This is a genomic window from Brumimicrobium sp. (assembly GCF_048268645.1).
Taxonomy (GTDB): domain Bacteria; phylum Bacteroidota; class Bacteroidia; order Flavobacteriales_D; family Crocinitomicaceae; genus Brumimicrobium; species Brumimicrobium ulvae.
In genome coordinates this window covers 346,532-362,611 of record NZ_JBLWVE010000001.1, presented here as the reverse complement: position 1 = coordinate 362,611, position 16,080 = coordinate 346,532, and the positions used below count along the sequence as shown (strand labels likewise).

General features: G+C 35.0%; 14 protein-coding genes. 2 read left to right on the top strand and 12 right to left on the bottom strand.

Annotation, left to right across the window (positions count from 1 at the left end; all coding sequences use genetic code 11):
- Nucleotides 1-30: 30 nt before the first annotated feature.
- The 12 genes from ACN0U3_RS01560 to ACN0U3_RS01505 form a co-directional block, all read right to left on the bottom strand.
- Nucleotides 31-1,113 carry a glycosyltransferase family 4 protein gene (locus ACN0U3_RS01560; protein ID WP_417264876.1) on the bottom strand — a complete coding sequence of 361 codons (1,083 nt, stop codon included), beginning with the start codon at nucleotides 1,111-1,113 and terminating at the stop codon, nucleotides 31-33.
- Between the two features lie 4 nt (nucleotides 1,114-1,117).
- Entirely contained in the window at nucleotides 1,118-2,143 is a 1,026-nt protein-coding gene (locus ACN0U3_RS01555; RefSeq protein WP_417264875.1) for a zinc-binding dehydrogenase, read from the bottom strand.
- Entirely contained in the window at nucleotides 2,136-2,825 is a 690-nt protein-coding gene (gene rsmI, locus ACN0U3_RS01550; protein ID WP_299202560.1) for a 16S rRNA (cytidine(1402)-2'-O)-methyltransferase, read from the bottom strand. Before rsmI ends, ACN0U3_RS01555 begins: the two co-directional genes overlap by 8 nt.
- 3 nt (nucleotides 2,826-2,828) lie before the next feature.
- A complete protein-coding gene (locus tag ACN0U3_RS01545) occupies nucleotides 2,829-3,623 on the bottom strand; it encodes an RDD family protein (RefSeq protein WP_299202562.1) in 795 nt (264 codons plus the stop codon).
- Nucleotides 3,624-3,712: 89 nt separating this feature from the next.
- Nucleotides 3,713-5,038: a DUF58 domain-containing protein gene (locus tag ACN0U3_RS01540; RefSeq protein ID WP_417264874.1), complete on the bottom strand. Its 1,326-nt coding sequence runs from the start codon at nucleotides 5,036-5,038 to the stop codon at nucleotides 3,713-3,715.
- Between the two features lie 3 nt (nucleotides 5,039-5,041).
- Nucleotides 5,042-6,121, bottom strand: a complete 1,080-nt coding sequence (locus tag ACN0U3_RS01535) for an AAA family ATPase (protein WP_417264873.1) — start codon at nucleotides 6,119-6,121, stop codon at nucleotides 5,042-5,044.
- A 2-nt stretch (nucleotides 6,122-6,123) separates the two neighbouring features.
- On the bottom strand, nucleotides 6,124-7,791 hold the full coding sequence (locus ACN0U3_RS01530; RefSeq protein WP_417264872.1) for a hypothetical protein: 1,668 nt from the start codon (nucleotides 7,789-7,791) through the stop codon (nucleotides 6,124-6,126).
- Complete coding sequence (locus ACN0U3_RS01525) at nucleotides 7,784-8,650, bottom strand: hypothetical protein (RefSeq protein WP_417264871.1); 867 nt, start codon at nucleotides 8,648-8,650, stop codon at nucleotides 7,784-7,786. Before ACN0U3_RS01525 ends, ACN0U3_RS01530 begins: the two co-directional genes overlap by 8 nt.
- Nucleotides 8,643-10,538 carry a stage II sporulation protein M gene (locus ACN0U3_RS01520; RefSeq protein WP_417264870.1) on the bottom strand — a complete coding sequence of 632 codons (1,896 nt, stop codon included), beginning with the start codon at nucleotides 10,536-10,538 and terminating at the stop codon, nucleotides 8,643-8,645. Before ACN0U3_RS01520 ends, ACN0U3_RS01525 begins: the two co-directional genes overlap by 8 nt.
- A 129-nt stretch (nucleotides 10,539-10,667) precedes the next feature.
- Nucleotides 10,668-12,278 (bottom strand): hypothetical protein, encoded by a 1,611-nt coding sequence (locus tag ACN0U3_RS01515; RefSeq protein WP_417264869.1) that lies wholly within the window; start codon nucleotides 12,276-12,278, stop codon nucleotides 10,668-10,670.
- Nucleotides 12,279-12,355: 77 nt separating this feature from the next.
- Nucleotides 12,356-12,868: a PsbP-related protein gene (locus ACN0U3_RS01510; RefSeq protein WP_417264868.1), complete on the bottom strand. Its 513-nt coding sequence runs from the start codon at nucleotides 12,866-12,868 to the stop codon at nucleotides 12,356-12,358.
- A 66-nt stretch (nucleotides 12,869-12,934) separates the two neighbouring features.
- Nucleotides 12,935-13,924 (bottom strand): bile acid:sodium symporter, encoded by a 990-nt coding sequence (locus ACN0U3_RS01505; RefSeq protein ID WP_417264867.1) that lies wholly within the window; start codon nucleotides 13,922-13,924, stop codon nucleotides 12,935-12,937.
- Nucleotides 13,925-14,344: 420 nt separating this feature from the next.
- Between ACN0U3_RS01505 and ACN0U3_RS01500 the strand changes: the two genes are divergently transcribed.
- Both ACN0U3_RS01500 and ACN0U3_RS01495 read left to right on the top strand, forming a co-directional pair.
- A complete protein-coding gene (locus ACN0U3_RS01500) occupies nucleotides 14,345-15,322 on the top strand; it encodes a hypothetical protein (RefSeq protein ID WP_417264866.1) in 978 nt (325 codons plus the stop codon).
- 5 nt (nucleotides 15,323-15,327) lie between these two features.
- Nucleotides 15,328-16,071: a hypothetical protein gene (locus ACN0U3_RS01495; protein ID WP_417264865.1), complete on the top strand. Its 744-nt coding sequence runs from the start codon at nucleotides 15,328-15,330 to the stop codon at nucleotides 16,069-16,071.
- Nucleotides 16,072-16,080 lie beyond the last annotated feature (9 nt).

Sequence of the window (16,080 nt, the reverse complement as noted above, 5' to 3'; positions counted from 1 at the left end):
AATCTCCTAAATACTGATGTGACTTCTAAATTACTGTGATTGCCCTTCAAGAACGCTTAGGTACTTTCTATAAGTACTCTTCACAGAATATTCCTCCTCCACTGTTTTTCTTCCAGCTTGTCCAATTGACTTGCGTAGGTCAGAATTTGTAATTAAGTCTACCAAGCGTGCTTTCCATTCATCATCAGAAGAACACAGATAGCCGTTTTCGCCATTTTTAACTATTTTAGTGTTAACTCCCACAGGAGATAAAACAGTGGGGATACCGAGCGCCATGTACTGCAATGCTTTAAATCCACATTTTCCTTTCGACCATTGATCTTCTACAAGTGGCATAACCCCAATTTGAATTTTGGCTAAATCTTTAATTTCTGTTGCTTTATTCCATGGAACAAACTCCAAAGACTTTAAATCAAATTGTGGTTTTTCATTTGAAATGACGCGGAAAACAAAATCATATTCTTCTTCAAGCTCAACTAATACAGGAATAATTTCATCTAAATAGCGCAAAGTTGTTTGGGTTCCTGTCCAACCAATAACAACTGGTGTTTGCTCGTATTCTGTCGTTAAATTGTGGTGGTTTTCTAAATCTATTGTAGTGGGAATAAGGGTAATATTTGAATTGAAAGGTCGCGCATATTCAGCTAAGTACTCATTTCCTACGGTTAACTGTTGCGCCCATTTGATGCAGAACTTCACTTTCCAATACGCTTTTAGTCGGTGAACTTTGGCGTTACTTTCACTATAGTTGGGCAGCCAGATCGCATCGTCGAAATCATAGATGTATTTTCGCTTGAGTACTTTGGCTAGGATCCACTCAAAAATAGGTGGACCGATATGCGCCATTTCTCTGTGAACAAAAATTACATCAGATTTTTGAAGATTAAAAACAGACTTCCAACGTCGAAAAAAACTACCTAAAACACCGAAAGCTTTGCGTAGATATGCACCTTCTTGATACAGTAGTTTCCATGTTTTTTTAGTTAGAAAGCTTTCATAAACGATTTCATACCCGTCTTTTTCCAACAATGGCAAATACTGCTCAAAACGAAAACGTTGAGAAGGAGCTGTTCCTTTTGGATAAGGGGCGAATATGACAATTCTTGGTTTCAAAATATTACCATTCAAGCACTACCTTTCCAGTCGATTTTCCAGAGCCTATAAACTCATGGGCTTCACTAATTTCTTTAGCGTTATACACAGCGCCCACTTGTGGATCCAATTGACCTTCGATAGCTAGTTTCACCACCTCTTCTAAACAGAATTGTAACGTTAAAGGCTTAAAATCGGCTACTTTTAGCATATTAATCCCAATAATGCTTTTCGAACGCATCATTAAAGTAATCGGAATAATAATGCCCATTTTTCGAACAAAGTTCAAAGTAGAAAGTGTTCCCCATTTTTTACCCGAACGTTCACTGCCTCCAAAAAGTACTAGTGCACCAGTACAGCCCAATAACTGCCAATCTTTTTTAAAGGTTGAACCTCCAACAGGATTAAATGAAACGTCTACACGTTGATCTTTAAGTATTGCTTTTACTTGCCTGTAATAATCACTTTCAGTATAATTTACAATATGACTTACACCTTGGTCTTTTAAGTATTTCGTTTTATCCGTATTTCTTGTTTTCGCAATAATATTAACTCCTTTATTGCGCAGTAACTGAATCAAAGCCGTTCCAACTCCACCAGCTGCGGCATGAATTAATACATTGTCTCCCTTTTGAATTGTCGTAGCAACAAAAGCCATATAGTAGGCCGTAACATATTGCGTAGCTAAAGCTAAGGCTTTATTTCCGTCGTAATCTCCAATTATGGCAACAGCGAAATGCTTGGTATTTACCAGCTGACTATATCCACCAAATCGGGTAAAAGCAACTACCCGTTTACCCATTAAATTGGCAGGACTGTTTTTTCCTACTTTTGTTACTTTTCCCACGACTTCGTAGCCCAAAACACAAGGCAGAGGAGGAGCTTCTCGGTAGTTTCCTTCCCTAGACATTACATCGGCATAGTTTACACCAAATCGTTCTACTTCAATTTGAACTTCATCCTCTAAAGGTTCGCTAATGGAAAGCTCTTTAAAAGCAAAAGCATCTTTAGATGCTCCGTATTTTACAAGTTGTATGGATAGTTTAGTCATTTTTTTTCTCTTTTGTTTTAGCGCTGATTACGATAACAATTTCACCTTTTGGAGGTGTTTCTTCAAAATATGCAAGTAATTCTTCTGCTGTTCCACGGTGAAAAGTTTCATACATTTTAGAAATTTCTCGTGCAACACAAACTTGACGGTTGGGTTCTAAATATTCCACCATTTCTTTCAATGCTTTAACCAAGCGGTGTGGGGATTCATAGAGAACCACTGATCTAGATTCATCTGCAATGGTTTTCCATTTGGTTTGACGGCCTTTTTTATGGGGTAAAAAACCTTCAAAAATAAAGCTATCGCAAGGAAATCCAGAACCAACAATCGCCGGAATAATTGCGGAGGGTCCAGGCAAACAAACAACGTTGATTTCGTTTTCTATACACGCCCTAACCAATAAAAAACCAGGATCAGAAATGGATGGTGTACCTGCATCAGAAACTATAGCGGCAGACCCAGCAGCTTTAATTTGATCGATGATGCGTTCAACAGTTTTGTGCTCATTGTGAATATGGTAGGCAATTAATTGGTTTGAAATTTCATAATGCTTCAGCAATTGACCAGTCGTACGGGTGTCTTCAGCCAAAATGAAATCTGCCTCCTTCAATATGCGAAGGGCACGCAAGGTGATGTCTTCTAAGTTACCAATTGGTGTAGGCACTACGTATAATACACTCATATTTTATCTTGTTAAAACGATATAATCGTTCAGAATTGTTTTTAAAAATTTCAATTTTTTCTTTGGTGTTTCTTCCATTTTTAAATCATCTGCAATCTTATCAGCTAGCTCTATAGCTAGTTCTTTTGTTGCTTTATTTTTGTAGGCTTCAACACGAGAAATTACATTTTTTACCAACATCATATCTTCATCAGTATACATGGAAACACCTAGGTATTGAGGAGTATAGTTTTGATTGCTACGAATGGCTAAAATGTCCCGGATAGAATAAACTTTTTTAGGCCTTTTTCTCACCACCACTGTATTGGCCATAAAATCTCCAATTCTTTGATTTTTACTTGAAATAGAACTGATCAAAGTATCAAAGAAAAACGATGCAATTAAAGCCATTATTCCTCCGAAGGCAATCATAAAAATATACATTTCGTAGGGTCTAAATAACCAACGCGTGAAGTAATCTTTAAATTTTGCATTTTCTCCGTTGACTTTGGTCACCCGAATACCAAGCGCCATTTTTCCAATGGTCTGACCTTTTGTAAAGTATTCCATCATAGGAGTATACAAAACAAAGGGCAAATAAACCATTATGCTAAAAAAGATGACCCAAAAATCATAAGAGTGTTGATCAAAAATGGAAAAGTTAGTAGAGAAAATGATCATAATGAGTATCATCATGATGAAAAAATACGACACAAGAATTACGACATCTAAAAGCACGGCAAGCAACCTCTGTCCAATACTGGCCAACTCGACTTCGATGGGCACATTTTGATCTGTTGTGAGCTTTAGCTTTTGCATAATTTTAAAACATAAAGGTAATCAATAAATATAAAATAATGAGGGCTGTTTTGATGAGGGTATTTGGAAGCACGTTTTGTAAAAGCTACTTAAACCAATCCTTTTGACTTCAATTCTAAATATTTATTCAAAGTATCTATATTCAATTCATTGGGCGCCGTAAGCACAGTTTGAATTCCATGTCGGTTCAACTCTTTGGCAATTCTTTTTTTGGTATTGATGACATCTTCTGCCAAAGTAGAAACATACAGTTCTCTAGCAGAGGCTGGATTTTTAGTCAATTCGTCATTCAAATCTGTGTTCTTAAAGAAAACAACCACCAAAACATGTTTCTTATTGATGCTTTTTAGCATAGGTAAAGCACGATGCATTGCCAATTCTGTTTCAAAATTGGTATAAAGCATCAAAAGTGAACGAAAAGGGATAGTTTTTCGTAAGGATTGATATAAAAGTGAGTAATTCGCCTCTTTAAACTCAGTTTTTTGAGCATAAAGTGCATCCAATATTCTTTGAAGTTGTCGTTTTCCAGCATCAGGAGCAATTTGAGTTCCTATTTTATGCGAAAATGTAACCAAACCAATTTTATCGCCTTTACGCAATGCAATATTTGAAAAAACAAGGGTGCTGTTTATGGCATGGTCCAATAAGGTAAGGCCTTCAAATTTATGTTCCATAGAACGCGATTTATCAATGACCGCAAAAACCGATTGTGAACGCTCTTCTTGATATTGATTGACCATTAATTCTGAACGCCGTGATGTTGCTTTCCAATTTATGGTACGAATGTCATCCCCTTGGATGTAATTTTTGATTTGCTCAAATTCATTGTTGTGACCCAAACGACGGATTTTTTTTATTCCTCTTTGTTGAGTTTGTTGACTAAACATTAAAAACTCGAAGTTTTTCATTTGCAAGACCGAAGGATAAACCAAAACACTTTGTGGTGTTTCAATAATTACTCTTCGTTCGAGTAAACTTAAAAAAGAGCGTAAAAAAACATGGATATTCTTCCAGTGATAAGCACCTCTTTTGGTGGGTTTGAAAGAATAATTAAAACTTTCCTTTTGTCCAGATTTCACAAAACCATAAAAAGCCAAATCCCTGGCCTGCATTTCATAAGGAGGTTCATCAAAAACAGTAATTTTATAAGGTTGGTTTCCAGTGTTTTTTAGAGTGAGTTGAATGGTGGTTTCATCTCCTAAATTAAGGCGTGGCTCTATGATTCTTTCAGCATAAACAGCTTGTTTATTGGCAAAAAGCAACAAAGCATCTAATAGAGTGAGGATAATTAAAACAACCAAAGAAAACTGTCCTATGTAAAACAATACAGGAAGATAAAAACCGGTCACGATAAGAATTACACCAACCCCAAAGGCGATAAAAAAGAACTGCGATATGTAAAGAGACTTTAGCATCTGTTATCTTGGCACTTCTATTTCTTGAATAATTGAAGCTACTACTTCGTTGGGTGATATTCCTTCCATTTCTGCATCCGGCGTCAGAATTAATCGGTGACTTAAGACATAGGGAGCCACAAATTGAATGTCATCAGGGGTTACAAATGCTCTTCCTCTAATTCCTGCAACTGCTTTTGCACTTTTAAGAATAGAAAGTGAAGCTCGGGGAGAAGCACCAAGGTAAATTTTACCATGGTTTCTTGTTTGATCGATTATAGTTGCAACATAGCGAAGCAGTTCATCAGTAATGACCACCTTTTTAATTAAATCTTGAATCTTTTGAATATCAGCACTTGAAATGACCGCTTTAATTTCCTCTAAATTTGGTGGCTTAATGTTATTTCTATAGCGGTGAAGTATTTTTACTTCATCATCTAAATCGGGATAATCCATGGTGATTTTAAATAAAAAACGATCCAATTGTGCTTCAGGTAGAGCATAAGTTCCTTCTTGCTCTATTGGGTTTTGTGTAGCAATTACAATAAAAGGAAACTCCATTTGATAAAGCTCACCGTCATAGGTGATTTGTCGCTCTTCCATCACTTCAAACAAAGCCGCTTGGGTTTTTGCTGGAGCACGGTTTATCTCATCAATTAATACCATATTAGAAAATATTGGCCCTTTCTTAAAGAAAAACTCAGAATTCTTCATGTTGAAAACAGAAGTTCCCAATACGTCTGACGGCATTAGGTCTGGCGTAAATTGTATTCTTGAAAAATCAATATCCAAAGACTTTGACAAGACCTTTGCAGAAAGTGTTTTGGCTACACCAGGTACACCCTCCAAAAGTAGGTGTCCTGCGGAGAAAATTCCGGTCATTAATAGGTCGACCATAACTTGCTGACCAATGATAAATTCACCCATTTTTGCGCGAATTTCATTGACCTTTTGAGAAAGCCAAATCATTTCTTGGTTTTCTTCTTCGTAAGGCATTTTTTCGAGCGGATTGTTTTCTCTGTTTTCTGTTTGTGGAGTTACTTCTTCCTTTTTGTTTGAAGAAGCATCTTCATTTTGCGGCATATATTTTTCGTTTTCTTCCATGTCTAAGTCGGTTTAAATCGTTTTATTAAATTGTCTAATGCTTTTTTATTCTTTGTATCAAGTGATGAAATGTTTAGGGTTGATTGCTCACCATTTTTTAAATAAATGATGAGGTTTTGTCTATTTTCTTCAATAAACTTAATGTTTTCATGTAAAATAAGGCTTTTTCTCCTCCATAAAGGATTGATTTCGATAAGATCGCGATTCAATACCAAAGCAGGTGTGTTGAGCATGCGCGTCCCGATAGCAATTGCTACTATTCCAATAGGCCAAAACAAAACGCCCACACCTAAGGAGAGAGACAAGAATATAAATCCAAGCAGAATAATAAAAGCACCTAAGAATATTGTTCCTATTGCTTGACTCTTTTGTCTGTATAGGGTAACGGGGCCGCTCGCTAATTTATTCCTTACCTCTTTGTTCCAAATACCAGACTTAAAATAAAATTCTCGTTGCACTTTATAGGTGTTACCTAAGTAAATATCGCTCACCTTTGTAGTTGCTTCTAAAAACTTGAGCAATTGATCTATTTCTTCAAGTGGCACATTGGATTTTTTAGATAAACTAATCAACGCTTTATGGTCTTCACGTTTGGCTAAATCGATATAAAAATGCTCGTAAACAGCACTATAGAAATTCCGCCTCATGATTTTCAACATCTTATCTCCATGATTTTTATTGAAATAAATTCCCGCTAATGTATCGACATAGCTGAATCCTGTGTTTTTATTGTCTTCCTTTGCTGGAATAATAGGACGTCTTCGTTTACTTCTGAACAAAAGGTATAATAACAGTCCGAAAACAGCAAGAATAAAGCCCCAACGAAAGGCAGGGTGTTTAAATAACTCACTGAGCAAACTATGGTCTTCTTCAAATTCTCCGGATGAAGGGTCGTATTCAATAGGTTCATATTTTGCAAAGGACAACCACTGAATATGAGGTTGATCTATTTTTGAAAAAACCTCTTTAAGGTAAGCTTTACCCTCTTTTTTCAGGACTTGTACATTGGTAAAAACAAGGGGATTCAAGTGTAAATAGATTTTACCTAAACCATAAGGAATTTCAATAAAATTTGGACGTCCAAAAATGGTACTATGGATTTGTGTATGCGCATCCAACTCATGCTTATGAAACATATCCCATATTTCTGTTAGGGTATCATTTTCATAATAATAGTACATGTTGTACAACTGATCATTGATTTTATGTGGTGCTTTCTTCTTTGGTATGAAGGTAAGCGGATTTTCGTCAAACAATTTTTCGAGCAAATAAGGAGGTAGTTTTTCACTTGACAAAAAAAAGCTACTTCCATATTCTATACCTTGAAGTAATAGGTCAGTTTCTTCATCTGTAAGCATGAATTCTAAACCAATATACATCATAATTGAGGAATCAAGCCTCGTAATAGAATCCAGTAACTGGTAACTAGAATAATCATTAAAGACGGTAAAACGGCCATCAGCAACGGCCAACTCTCTAAATGCGTATAAACCATAAGGATTTTTGTCCTCAAGAGCTAAATCAACTTTCCAGTTAGAAGAAGTAAATGCTTTCTTATGCTGCTGTTGAGTTGAAGGCGTTGATTTACTTCCAGCATTAAGAAATACCACCAACAATGCGCCCACAAGCACAACCGCAAATATGAGGTAGAGCATTCGGTTTCTATTCATCCTTCAGACGGTTTAAAAAATCAGAATAAAATGTGGAGAAACGTTCAAAAGTGGCTTTGTTGGGTAAGTTTTTTCCATACCAACTCCATTCGTACATTAAAACAGCTTTATTGAAATTAGTAGCTTCTTCTTGCGTACTCATTTCTATACTATAATGTGAGTTTGTTTTTCTTTTTGCCCATTTAATCCAGTTGCGTTCTATCAATGCCTTCAAAAGCATAATGTAGTAAATTCGTATAGCCGTACGATAATCTTCTGCAGCAATAGCTTGATCAAGGTCTATTTCTAACTTGCTTTTTTGAATGGTTTCAGGATTAATTTCATTGTCTTCATCATAAATATAAGCGCCAATTTTTTGATCAGGTTTTGAGGCGTTCTTAAAGAAGAAATGATAAATTAAAAAGACGAGCAAAAGGATTGCAATGCTGATTAAAAAGAACTTTATCAATGAACCATCTCCCCAATCCCAGTCAGGACCGTCATAATCTGGAGGGTTTACTTTAGGTGCGTCTGTATCAGGAGTAGATAAATCTTCTATTCCTTGATCGTTTTCATCTTTGATGTGTTTTTTTACTCCTTTGTCAGACCCATTTGCAAAACGCTTTTCTCTCGAAGTGATTATTTCGTCGTCTGTAGCAGATTTGTTTACCTTATTTTGAAGGGCTTTACTTTCATTGAATTGTTGCGGAGAAATATAATCCTTTTCTGGTCCTTTTGGACGCTTCGAAGGTTTGTATTGAATTCCTTCATTCAATTCTTCCCAACGTTGATCAAACGTTTCGTCTTGACCCATAATGAATAAAGGCAGCAGTGCAAGAATCACCCAGAGGAAACGATATTTTATTGAAAAGCTATTCAAAATCGGCGTTTGTTTCTTTAATTCTACTGCGTTGACCAAATTGTTGGAATGCTGCTTTTAATCCTATAGCTTCATTTTCTTCTTTGACAGAATAAAAAAGTAAGGCAAAAACGATAAAAAAGAGGGGAAGAATTACCACGATAAAGCTAACATAAACCAATTGCCTGATGACATTCGTCCAAACAATAGGGTCTGCTGTAAATTCAGCAAAAATAGGCAGTAAAAAATCAATGAACCAATCCAATAAATCTCCCATATCACCAACAACAAAAGCAAAAGGTTGTGCAAAGAAGAAGGTAGTTAAACAGAGTACAATTAACATAACTATGCTCGAGTTCCATTTTTTAGAAGAGACAACATATCCATTTTTTAAAACTGGTTTTTCTTCTAAACCAACGCTTGCAGGTGCAAGAATAAAAAAGGGGAAAATTAAAATTGATGGAATAATTATGAAATACGGAAGTACTATCAATAAGAAGTAAATGGGCAACAGCGCGATAAACATTTTAAAAAACCGTTGTCTTACATAATGAGTGAAAAGTGGAGTTGAAAATTCATTTTCCGTAGAATAAAGACTAAAAAACACTGATAATGCAATAAAAGTAATGGGAAACAGCCAAAAAACAGCAACCAATGTATCTGATAAACCATTGTAAGCAACACCCCACGGATTTCCAAACAGTATTGAAAGTTGACCAGACCAATCATAAGCGTATAGAACAGTTAGGTCTGAGTAATGCGAAAAAAACTGATACACAAGAATAATTGCAATTAGAGGAAAAGCTGTGCGGATTATTCCTTTCCAGAAAAAGCTAAACTTGACAAAGAACAATTGAAAACTTTCACGAAAAATTTGAATGTTTTTTCTGATTTTATAAGGCTTAAAATCAACTTTTTCGAAGGCATTAACCTGTGGTGCAGCATGTACTTTTTCAGGGTATTTACGTGCAACTAGAAGGGGATAAATAACATAATAAAACAAGATCATTGCAAAAGAAAAAAGGACAATCATCCATTTTGACCAATCGGGCAGAACTTGGTAGTTTCTTGTTACATAACTTTCTAAGAATCCTGCGATGATAAAAATAGGAATTAGCGACAACATAATACGTATTCCTCTCATGCCGCTCATTTGAAGGGCTTGTAGACGCGTGTAACTTCCTGGAAATAAAATTCCATGACCAAGTGTAAAACCAGCACCAGAAGCAATTACGATGGCAGAAATTTCAAACGCTCCGTGGATCCAAATAGTTAAAAAAGAAGTGAGCAATAACCCTTTCATTTTAAAAAAGTATTGAAATACACCCACCATTATGGCATTATTAAACAAGATAACGTGAGTTCCTAAGGAGAATAAAATTCCGCCAAAAAAACACATCAGTGCAACCCGGATATTGTTCAGTGTGATTTGAACAAACATAGTTCCTTGAGAGGTGTCACCATAAATTCCCAATGGATTTCCAGAAGCAATATTATCTTCAGTTAATTGAATATAATGACGCCCCAAAATTGTTTTTGCGAAATTAATGTCTTGATGTGTTGAAAAAGCACCAATTACTGCATAAATAAGAAATAAAATGAGTGCGAAAAGTAGATTTTTGCGAGCCCTATATATTTCAAGCGGTAAGTCTATAGTCCATGCTTGCCAAATAACAGAAAAAGGCTCTTTTTTCTGTTTGTACAATTGTCGGTGGACGCTTTGCGCAAGATAATTGAGGTAAGCACGTACTGTTCTTTTTTCATAAAAAGTTTGCGCATAACTTAGGTCATTATTGAGTTCAGTGTACAATTCACGAATCTCCTCGGGATTAGTCGAAGAGGAAGTCAAGTGTTTTTCATATCTGTTCCACTTGTTCTTATTCTGATTGATGAACTCTGTTTCCTTCATTAAGTGATTAAAGTTAATATTTATTTTTAATCGTTTGTAATTCTCTATATCAAATGTAGCCTACAAGAAATGCCCTAAAATAAACTTATTTAGGGCATTTCACAGTATGTTTATGTTAGACTAATGGTCTTACAATGGTTTGATTAAAAGTATTTTATATTCTTTTTTGCTGTGATTTACAAGGAGTAATATGTCGTTGTTAGGTAACACTATTCCATCTGTATCAACACCTTTAATTACAGTTTTATTATGATTAGGAGCCTTTTGTATTTCAACTAATGCTTCTTCGATTTGATCTCCATTGGCATCGATTTTAATGACTTTTAAAAATTTGTCTTTTTGGTTTTTATTGGGGTCAGCATCGTCAAAATCTGATCTTCTACATGAGGTTATACGGTAAAAATCCTCATTTAAGCTAATCATGAGGTTGTGTTTTGGACTTGGTCTAGAGAACGTAGTTGATTTCTTAATTTGTGTATTAGAAGTGACTTCACCATTCACATCAATATTTGAAACAACAATTGATCCGTAAACATATTTAGTTTTTGTTGTTTGATTGTCTCCAGACCCACTGGTGTAAGTATACGAATATTGTATTTCACCGATTAAAGCCATTGAACCATCTTCGTTTTGTACGATTTCTTCATTGACCAAATCATCAAAACGATTGATTTCTGACTTACGCATTTTATCCGCTTTTCTATCAGACTTCCCTGAAACATCAATTGAGTAAAAATCTTCATCAAACAAATAAAACTGCTCTGTTATTATTTCAGATAAATCAGAATCAATAATGTAAGAAGCCACCCCTTCTATCTCTGCTTCCTTTGGGTTTTCAGTAAAATACCCCAAACAATGAAGTGTATTGTTCTTAGATACTTGAATGTCCATTCTTTTTAATCCTTGTTTGTCTAAGGTGATCGATTCACCTGTATAGTTTCCTTCAACCAATTTGTATATTTTATAGAATTGGTCTTTATCTTCATACAGATTAATTCGACTGCCCGTATGCAGATGTCTTGAATATGGTGTTTTTGCACCTTCCTTACCAATGATAAAAACTTCACCTAGATCATTTAAAACAATGTTCTTAATCTGAAACCTTAGCTTTCCATCTGGAGATACTCCTAAAACTTCCACTTTCTCCTCTTCCCAATAGATTTTTAAATCTTCATCGAGTAGAATTAAACTCATGTTTTCTGGACGTTTTTTGGTGTAATAAGGAATGATTTGAAACAAAAGATATTTGTCGTTTGGAGAAGTGGTCAAATGATATGAAGAATGCCCCTTCTTTTTGTACAGAACTTCATTATTTATTTTGACCCTTTTTCCAATTATATTGCTTTGAGATTCACCTATTTTTTGAATATAGGTTTCTTTTCTTTTTTCCTTTTTAAAAACACGTGTAGAAATCAATAAAAAATCATCTCCATAGTTGATTATGTCTTGAATCCTATAATTCTTCTCATCTACTTGCTCAGAAATATCAAACTTTCGAATGAAATTCATCTTGTTATCATAAGACTCAATAAAATACCTCCATCCTCCAGGACCTTTTATGGTTTCTTTATTGAATACCAAGTACCCTTCATCTGTTTTTTTAGCGCCAATAAGCTTTAAGGTGTTTTTATATTTTTTATGGTTTGACCAAGCAATCTCAAAATCTTCACTCGGAGTTTGAGCAAAAAATGAAACGTTAAAACATAGACATGCAATCAGTAATAGATTTTTTATTTTCATAAGAAGTGTTATTTGGTGTGCAAAATTAAGAAATAAGTGTAAAAATATGATTTAATGATAATCTTTTCAATCTAAAATTATTTTAGCAAAAAACTATTCAATATTCGTTCTCCAGTTTTTTGATAAGACTCAACTTGATCAATTTCACATGTGAATGTCAGTACATAAGCGATGTTGTCTTTGACAAAGAAATACTGCATAAACTGTAAATCAAACAATCCCTGAGTCCCTGTATAGATGAGTTTATGATAAGTTCCGTTTTTATTTTCTAGTCTTTCGCTTTCAAGAATTTTTCCATTTACGACTAAAGTCTCGACTTGTTTTTCTGAAGCCTCAACATATTGATCTAGATTCACTTTATACTCAGATAAATCTTGTATAATGTAATTTACATTTTCACGGAATAAGTCTTCTTTAGAAACGATAGGGCTAAATAAAATGACTTGTGTATTCATTGCTCCTGAGGTATTGACTTCCCAATTTTCAGGATATTCAATAAGGTAATTTTCTTCATCGAGGGTCTTCCATTCTTGTGTAAAAGAAAAGGTAGTTAAGAGGAGAAACGAGAGGGTAAAAGTTAAGTTTTTCATTTTTACGGGATTTATTTAGTAAAAGTGCTCTTTTTTTTAATCAAAACAAGTTTCTAGTATAGAATTTTATAAAATTCTTCCTTTTTCAATCTGCCTTTTTGTTTCTTCCACACCCATTTTTGTGGCGATTACACTAATGATGAGAATTTGAATGGCATGAAATAGCATCAAAGGCAATAACATCAATCCCATAATACTGGTATGACCAAATAAAGCTTCAGAAAAAACGGTTCCATGTACAAGTGACTTTTTGGTTCCACAAAACTGTGCAGTAATTCTGTCTTCTCGGTTAAAGTTTAAACGCTTTCCAATCCAGCCAGTAATGAAGTAAACAAGGAAAAACAATGCGATAACGAGTGCAGTCATCAAGAGTAAATCTACGAGACTAACACTTGTAAAAACGTTTTCTTCAAAAGAATGAACAAAGCTTTTATAGATGATAAGCAGAATTACGGTTTTATCGAAAAGACCCAAAGATCGTCCATGCTTACGGGCGAATGTCCCAAGGTATCTACGAAGCAATAGTCCTAAGATAAGCGGCAATAGAATTTCTGTTCCAAGTTGGATATAAATCGCTGAGAAATCGTAAGCAATGTCCGCTTGTTGAATAAAAGAGGTCATCCATAAGGGCGTGATGATGATTCCAATAATTCCAGAAATACTCGCATTAAAAATCGCTGCTGGAATATTCCCTTTGGCCAAGGAAACCATTACCACAGACGAAGAAACGGTAGAAGGTAAGGCCGCCATAAAAAGTAAGGAAAGCCATAAGATTTCATGGTTGGTGTCTTTGACCAATGGATAAAACACTACCACAATCAACGGAAATAAGACAAATGTACTTGCTTGCACAACGATGTGTAGTCTCCAATTTTTCAACCCACTTTTAATGGCTTCAGTAGAGAGCTTTAATCCGTAGAAAAAGAAGATGAGTGAAATTCCCCAACCTGCAATCGTGTCCAAAGGAACGGGACTGTCTGTTGCACCGAGTTGCGGAAAAAAGTACGCGATGACGATACTGATGATGATGGCAATGACAAACTTATCGATTTTCATAAAAGATATGACGCTTTGGTAATGGGCAAAGATAAGGGTTTTAATTTTGGGCTAAAAGCTATAAGCCATAGGCTATAGGCCATAAGCTATAAGCTATAAGCTATAGGCCATAAGCCATAGGCTTTATGCTTATAAAACTAAATCGGTGATTCAATAGAAGAATACTTAAGCATAGATTATTCGTATAATTATACGGTTAAAGTTCGCTGTATTTTTAAATATATATCCTATAAATCTAAGGTTTAGATTTGTTTACCTTGAATTAAGTAGACAGGAATTATTATATTTGGAATGAAACGTATAGGTTGGAAATAGACCATGGTCGATAGCCGATTGTTAGCGGTAATGGTAGGAGACAGTGCAAACCCAAACATTGGTTCATAAACCAATCAGACTTTTGACAAACAGAAAAGAGTATAGATGATTTACATAGTGTTAATTTTAGCGGCAATAATTTTGTTTGCCTATACTGCCCGACAAAAGGGCGGAGACAAAACGCCAAACAGCAGACCATCGCAAAGAGCGGTTCAGTTTACCGTTACGACAAATGCGAAAACAGACAATGTAGAAAGTAGCGACACCACAAAGTGGGAACTTGTGCGAAGAAAATCGGACAGGTGGAAAGAACTTGGTTTTGGTGAAGGTGAAACATTTCCAGGTTATGGAAAACTATACGATAGAGAATTTGATGTATGGTATTGCGACATCGGTTTTAAAGACAAAAAAGATATTCAAAAATTCTACGACCGAAACCCTTTGCACTACGAACCTAAGGATAGACAAAGAGATATGACCCAAACTTCTATCCAAAACAACATAAACAAAATGCGCTCTGAAATAACTGGGGAAGGGGTGTATTTAGAAAGATTGCATAACACCAAAGAATATGAAGCCCTCTATACAGGATTAGACAATAAGAATAGAAAACGATGGTATTTTGCGTTAACCAAATTTACACCAACAGGAATAGAAACTGATAGAGCTTTAGAAACAGAAGAAGAAATTGAAGAAGTTGAGGAGGTTATAAATGTTCCTAAAGGTTGGACTTTGGTTAGAAGGAAATCAGACGAATGGTTTAAGAATGGATTTGGAGACGGTGAATTGTTTCCCGGCTATGGAAAAATTTATGAACGGACTTTTGATGTTTGGTATTGTGAGGTTGGCTCAAAAGAAAAAATAAAGCAACCAGATTTTAAAGACAAAGCGATTTTAAATTTTTACAATGGTATTTGTGGTGATTTAGGAAATCTTAAAGGGAAAAATTTAAAATTTGAATCACTTTCAAAGACACAGGGATATATTGAACTGCTTTCAGCGTTAGACAATATAGAAAGAAAGCGTTGGTATTTCGGACTAAAAAAAACTGAACCAACATTTATTTATACAGAATCTACATAAACAATATGAGTTTCATTCCAATCACGACACCAGTCTCAGAAATTATAAATAAACACACAGTAAACGGTGTATTTGTAGAAGACCGTCTTGAGCAAAATGTAATCTCACCAGATGTTTTTCAAAAAGCAAAAGAAGATGTAGAACAGCGACTAAAAGTAAAAGTGAAATTTGGCAAGTGTAGTTCTGTATTAGTTCATCAGTTAACAAGACACAGCTTACAGATATTTGAAAAATTTGGCAATGAAATACATCATTACCATTTCCCGACAATGCTTGACATAATTGAACTTGTTGACCAAGGACACAAAATGAATGTGAGACCATTTAATAAAAATGGAACTCTTGCTGGATTAAAACACATTCATCATAACTCCAACACTTTTATTGCGCAAAATATGGTGAACTGTTGGAAAGAAAAGTATGGCAAAAATGACGAAGTGTCTTTTCAAAACAGATTACTTGAAGAAATTTTCACTGGACTATTAAATGACTTCCCAAAAGAGATTGCTCAAAAGAAATCATTAACAGTTCTCTTGACAAAAATTTTATACGAAAGTAAATTCAGAAAACCCCAAAAGCAGACTGGCGAGTGGATTGTATTTGCTCAAAAGGACAATGTCAATTACTATTTGTGTCTAGCAACACATAATGAATGCAAAGACTTTACAGACCAAGTAGTTTATGAACGGATTAAACCTTGCTTGGCAGAATTTCCTGAAATAAAAAACAACTTTGGTGGACAAATTTAACGATAGACG

Bases quoted from the DNA above. Each gene is read 5' to 3' on its own strand.
- ACN0U3_RS01555 (WP_417264875.1), bottom strand. From the start codon at position 2,143: ATGACTAAACTATCCATACAACTTGTAAAATACGGAGCATCTAAAGAT.
- rsmI (WP_299202560.1), bottom strand. From the start codon at position 2,825: ATGAGTGTATTATACGTAGTGCCTACACCAATTGGTAACTTAGAAGAC.
- ACN0U3_RS01545 (WP_299202562.1), bottom strand. From the start codon at position 3,623: ATGCAAAAGCTAAAGCTCACAACAGATCAAAATGTGCCCATCGAAGTC.
- ACN0U3_RS01540 (WP_417264874.1), bottom strand. From the start codon at position 5,038: ATGCTAAAGTCTCTTTACATATCGCAGTTCTTTTTTATCGCCTTTGGG.
- ACN0U3_RS01535 (WP_417264873.1), bottom strand. From the start codon at position 6,121: ATGGAAGAAAACGAAAAATATATGCCGCAAAATGAAGATGCTTCTTCA.
- ACN0U3_RS01530 (WP_417264872.1), bottom strand. From the start codon at position 7,791: ATGAATAGAAACCGAATGCTCTACCTCATATTTGCGGTTGTGCTTGTG.
- ACN0U3_RS01520 (WP_417264870.1), bottom strand. From the start codon at position 10,538: ATGAAGGAAACAGAGTTCATCAATCAGAATAAGAACAAGTGGAACAGA.
- ACN0U3_RS01515 (WP_417264869.1), bottom strand. From the start codon at position 12,278: ATGAAAATAAAAAATCTATTACTGATTGCATGTCTATGTTTTAACGTT.
- ACN0U3_RS01510 (WP_417264868.1), bottom strand. From the start codon at position 12,868: ATGAAAAACTTAACTTTTACCCTCTCGTTTCTCCTCTTAACTACCTTT.
- ACN0U3_RS01505 (WP_417264867.1), bottom strand. From the start codon at position 13,924: ATGAAAATCGATAAGTTTGTCATTGCCATCATCATCAGTATCGTCATC.
- ACN0U3_RS01500 (WP_417264866.1), top strand. From the start codon at position 14,345: ATGATTTACATAGTGTTAATTTTAGCGGCAATAATTTTGTTTGCCTAT.
- ACN0U3_RS01495 (WP_417264865.1), top strand. From the start codon at position 15,328: ATGAGTTTCATTCCAATCACGACACCAGTCTCAGAAATTATAAATAAA.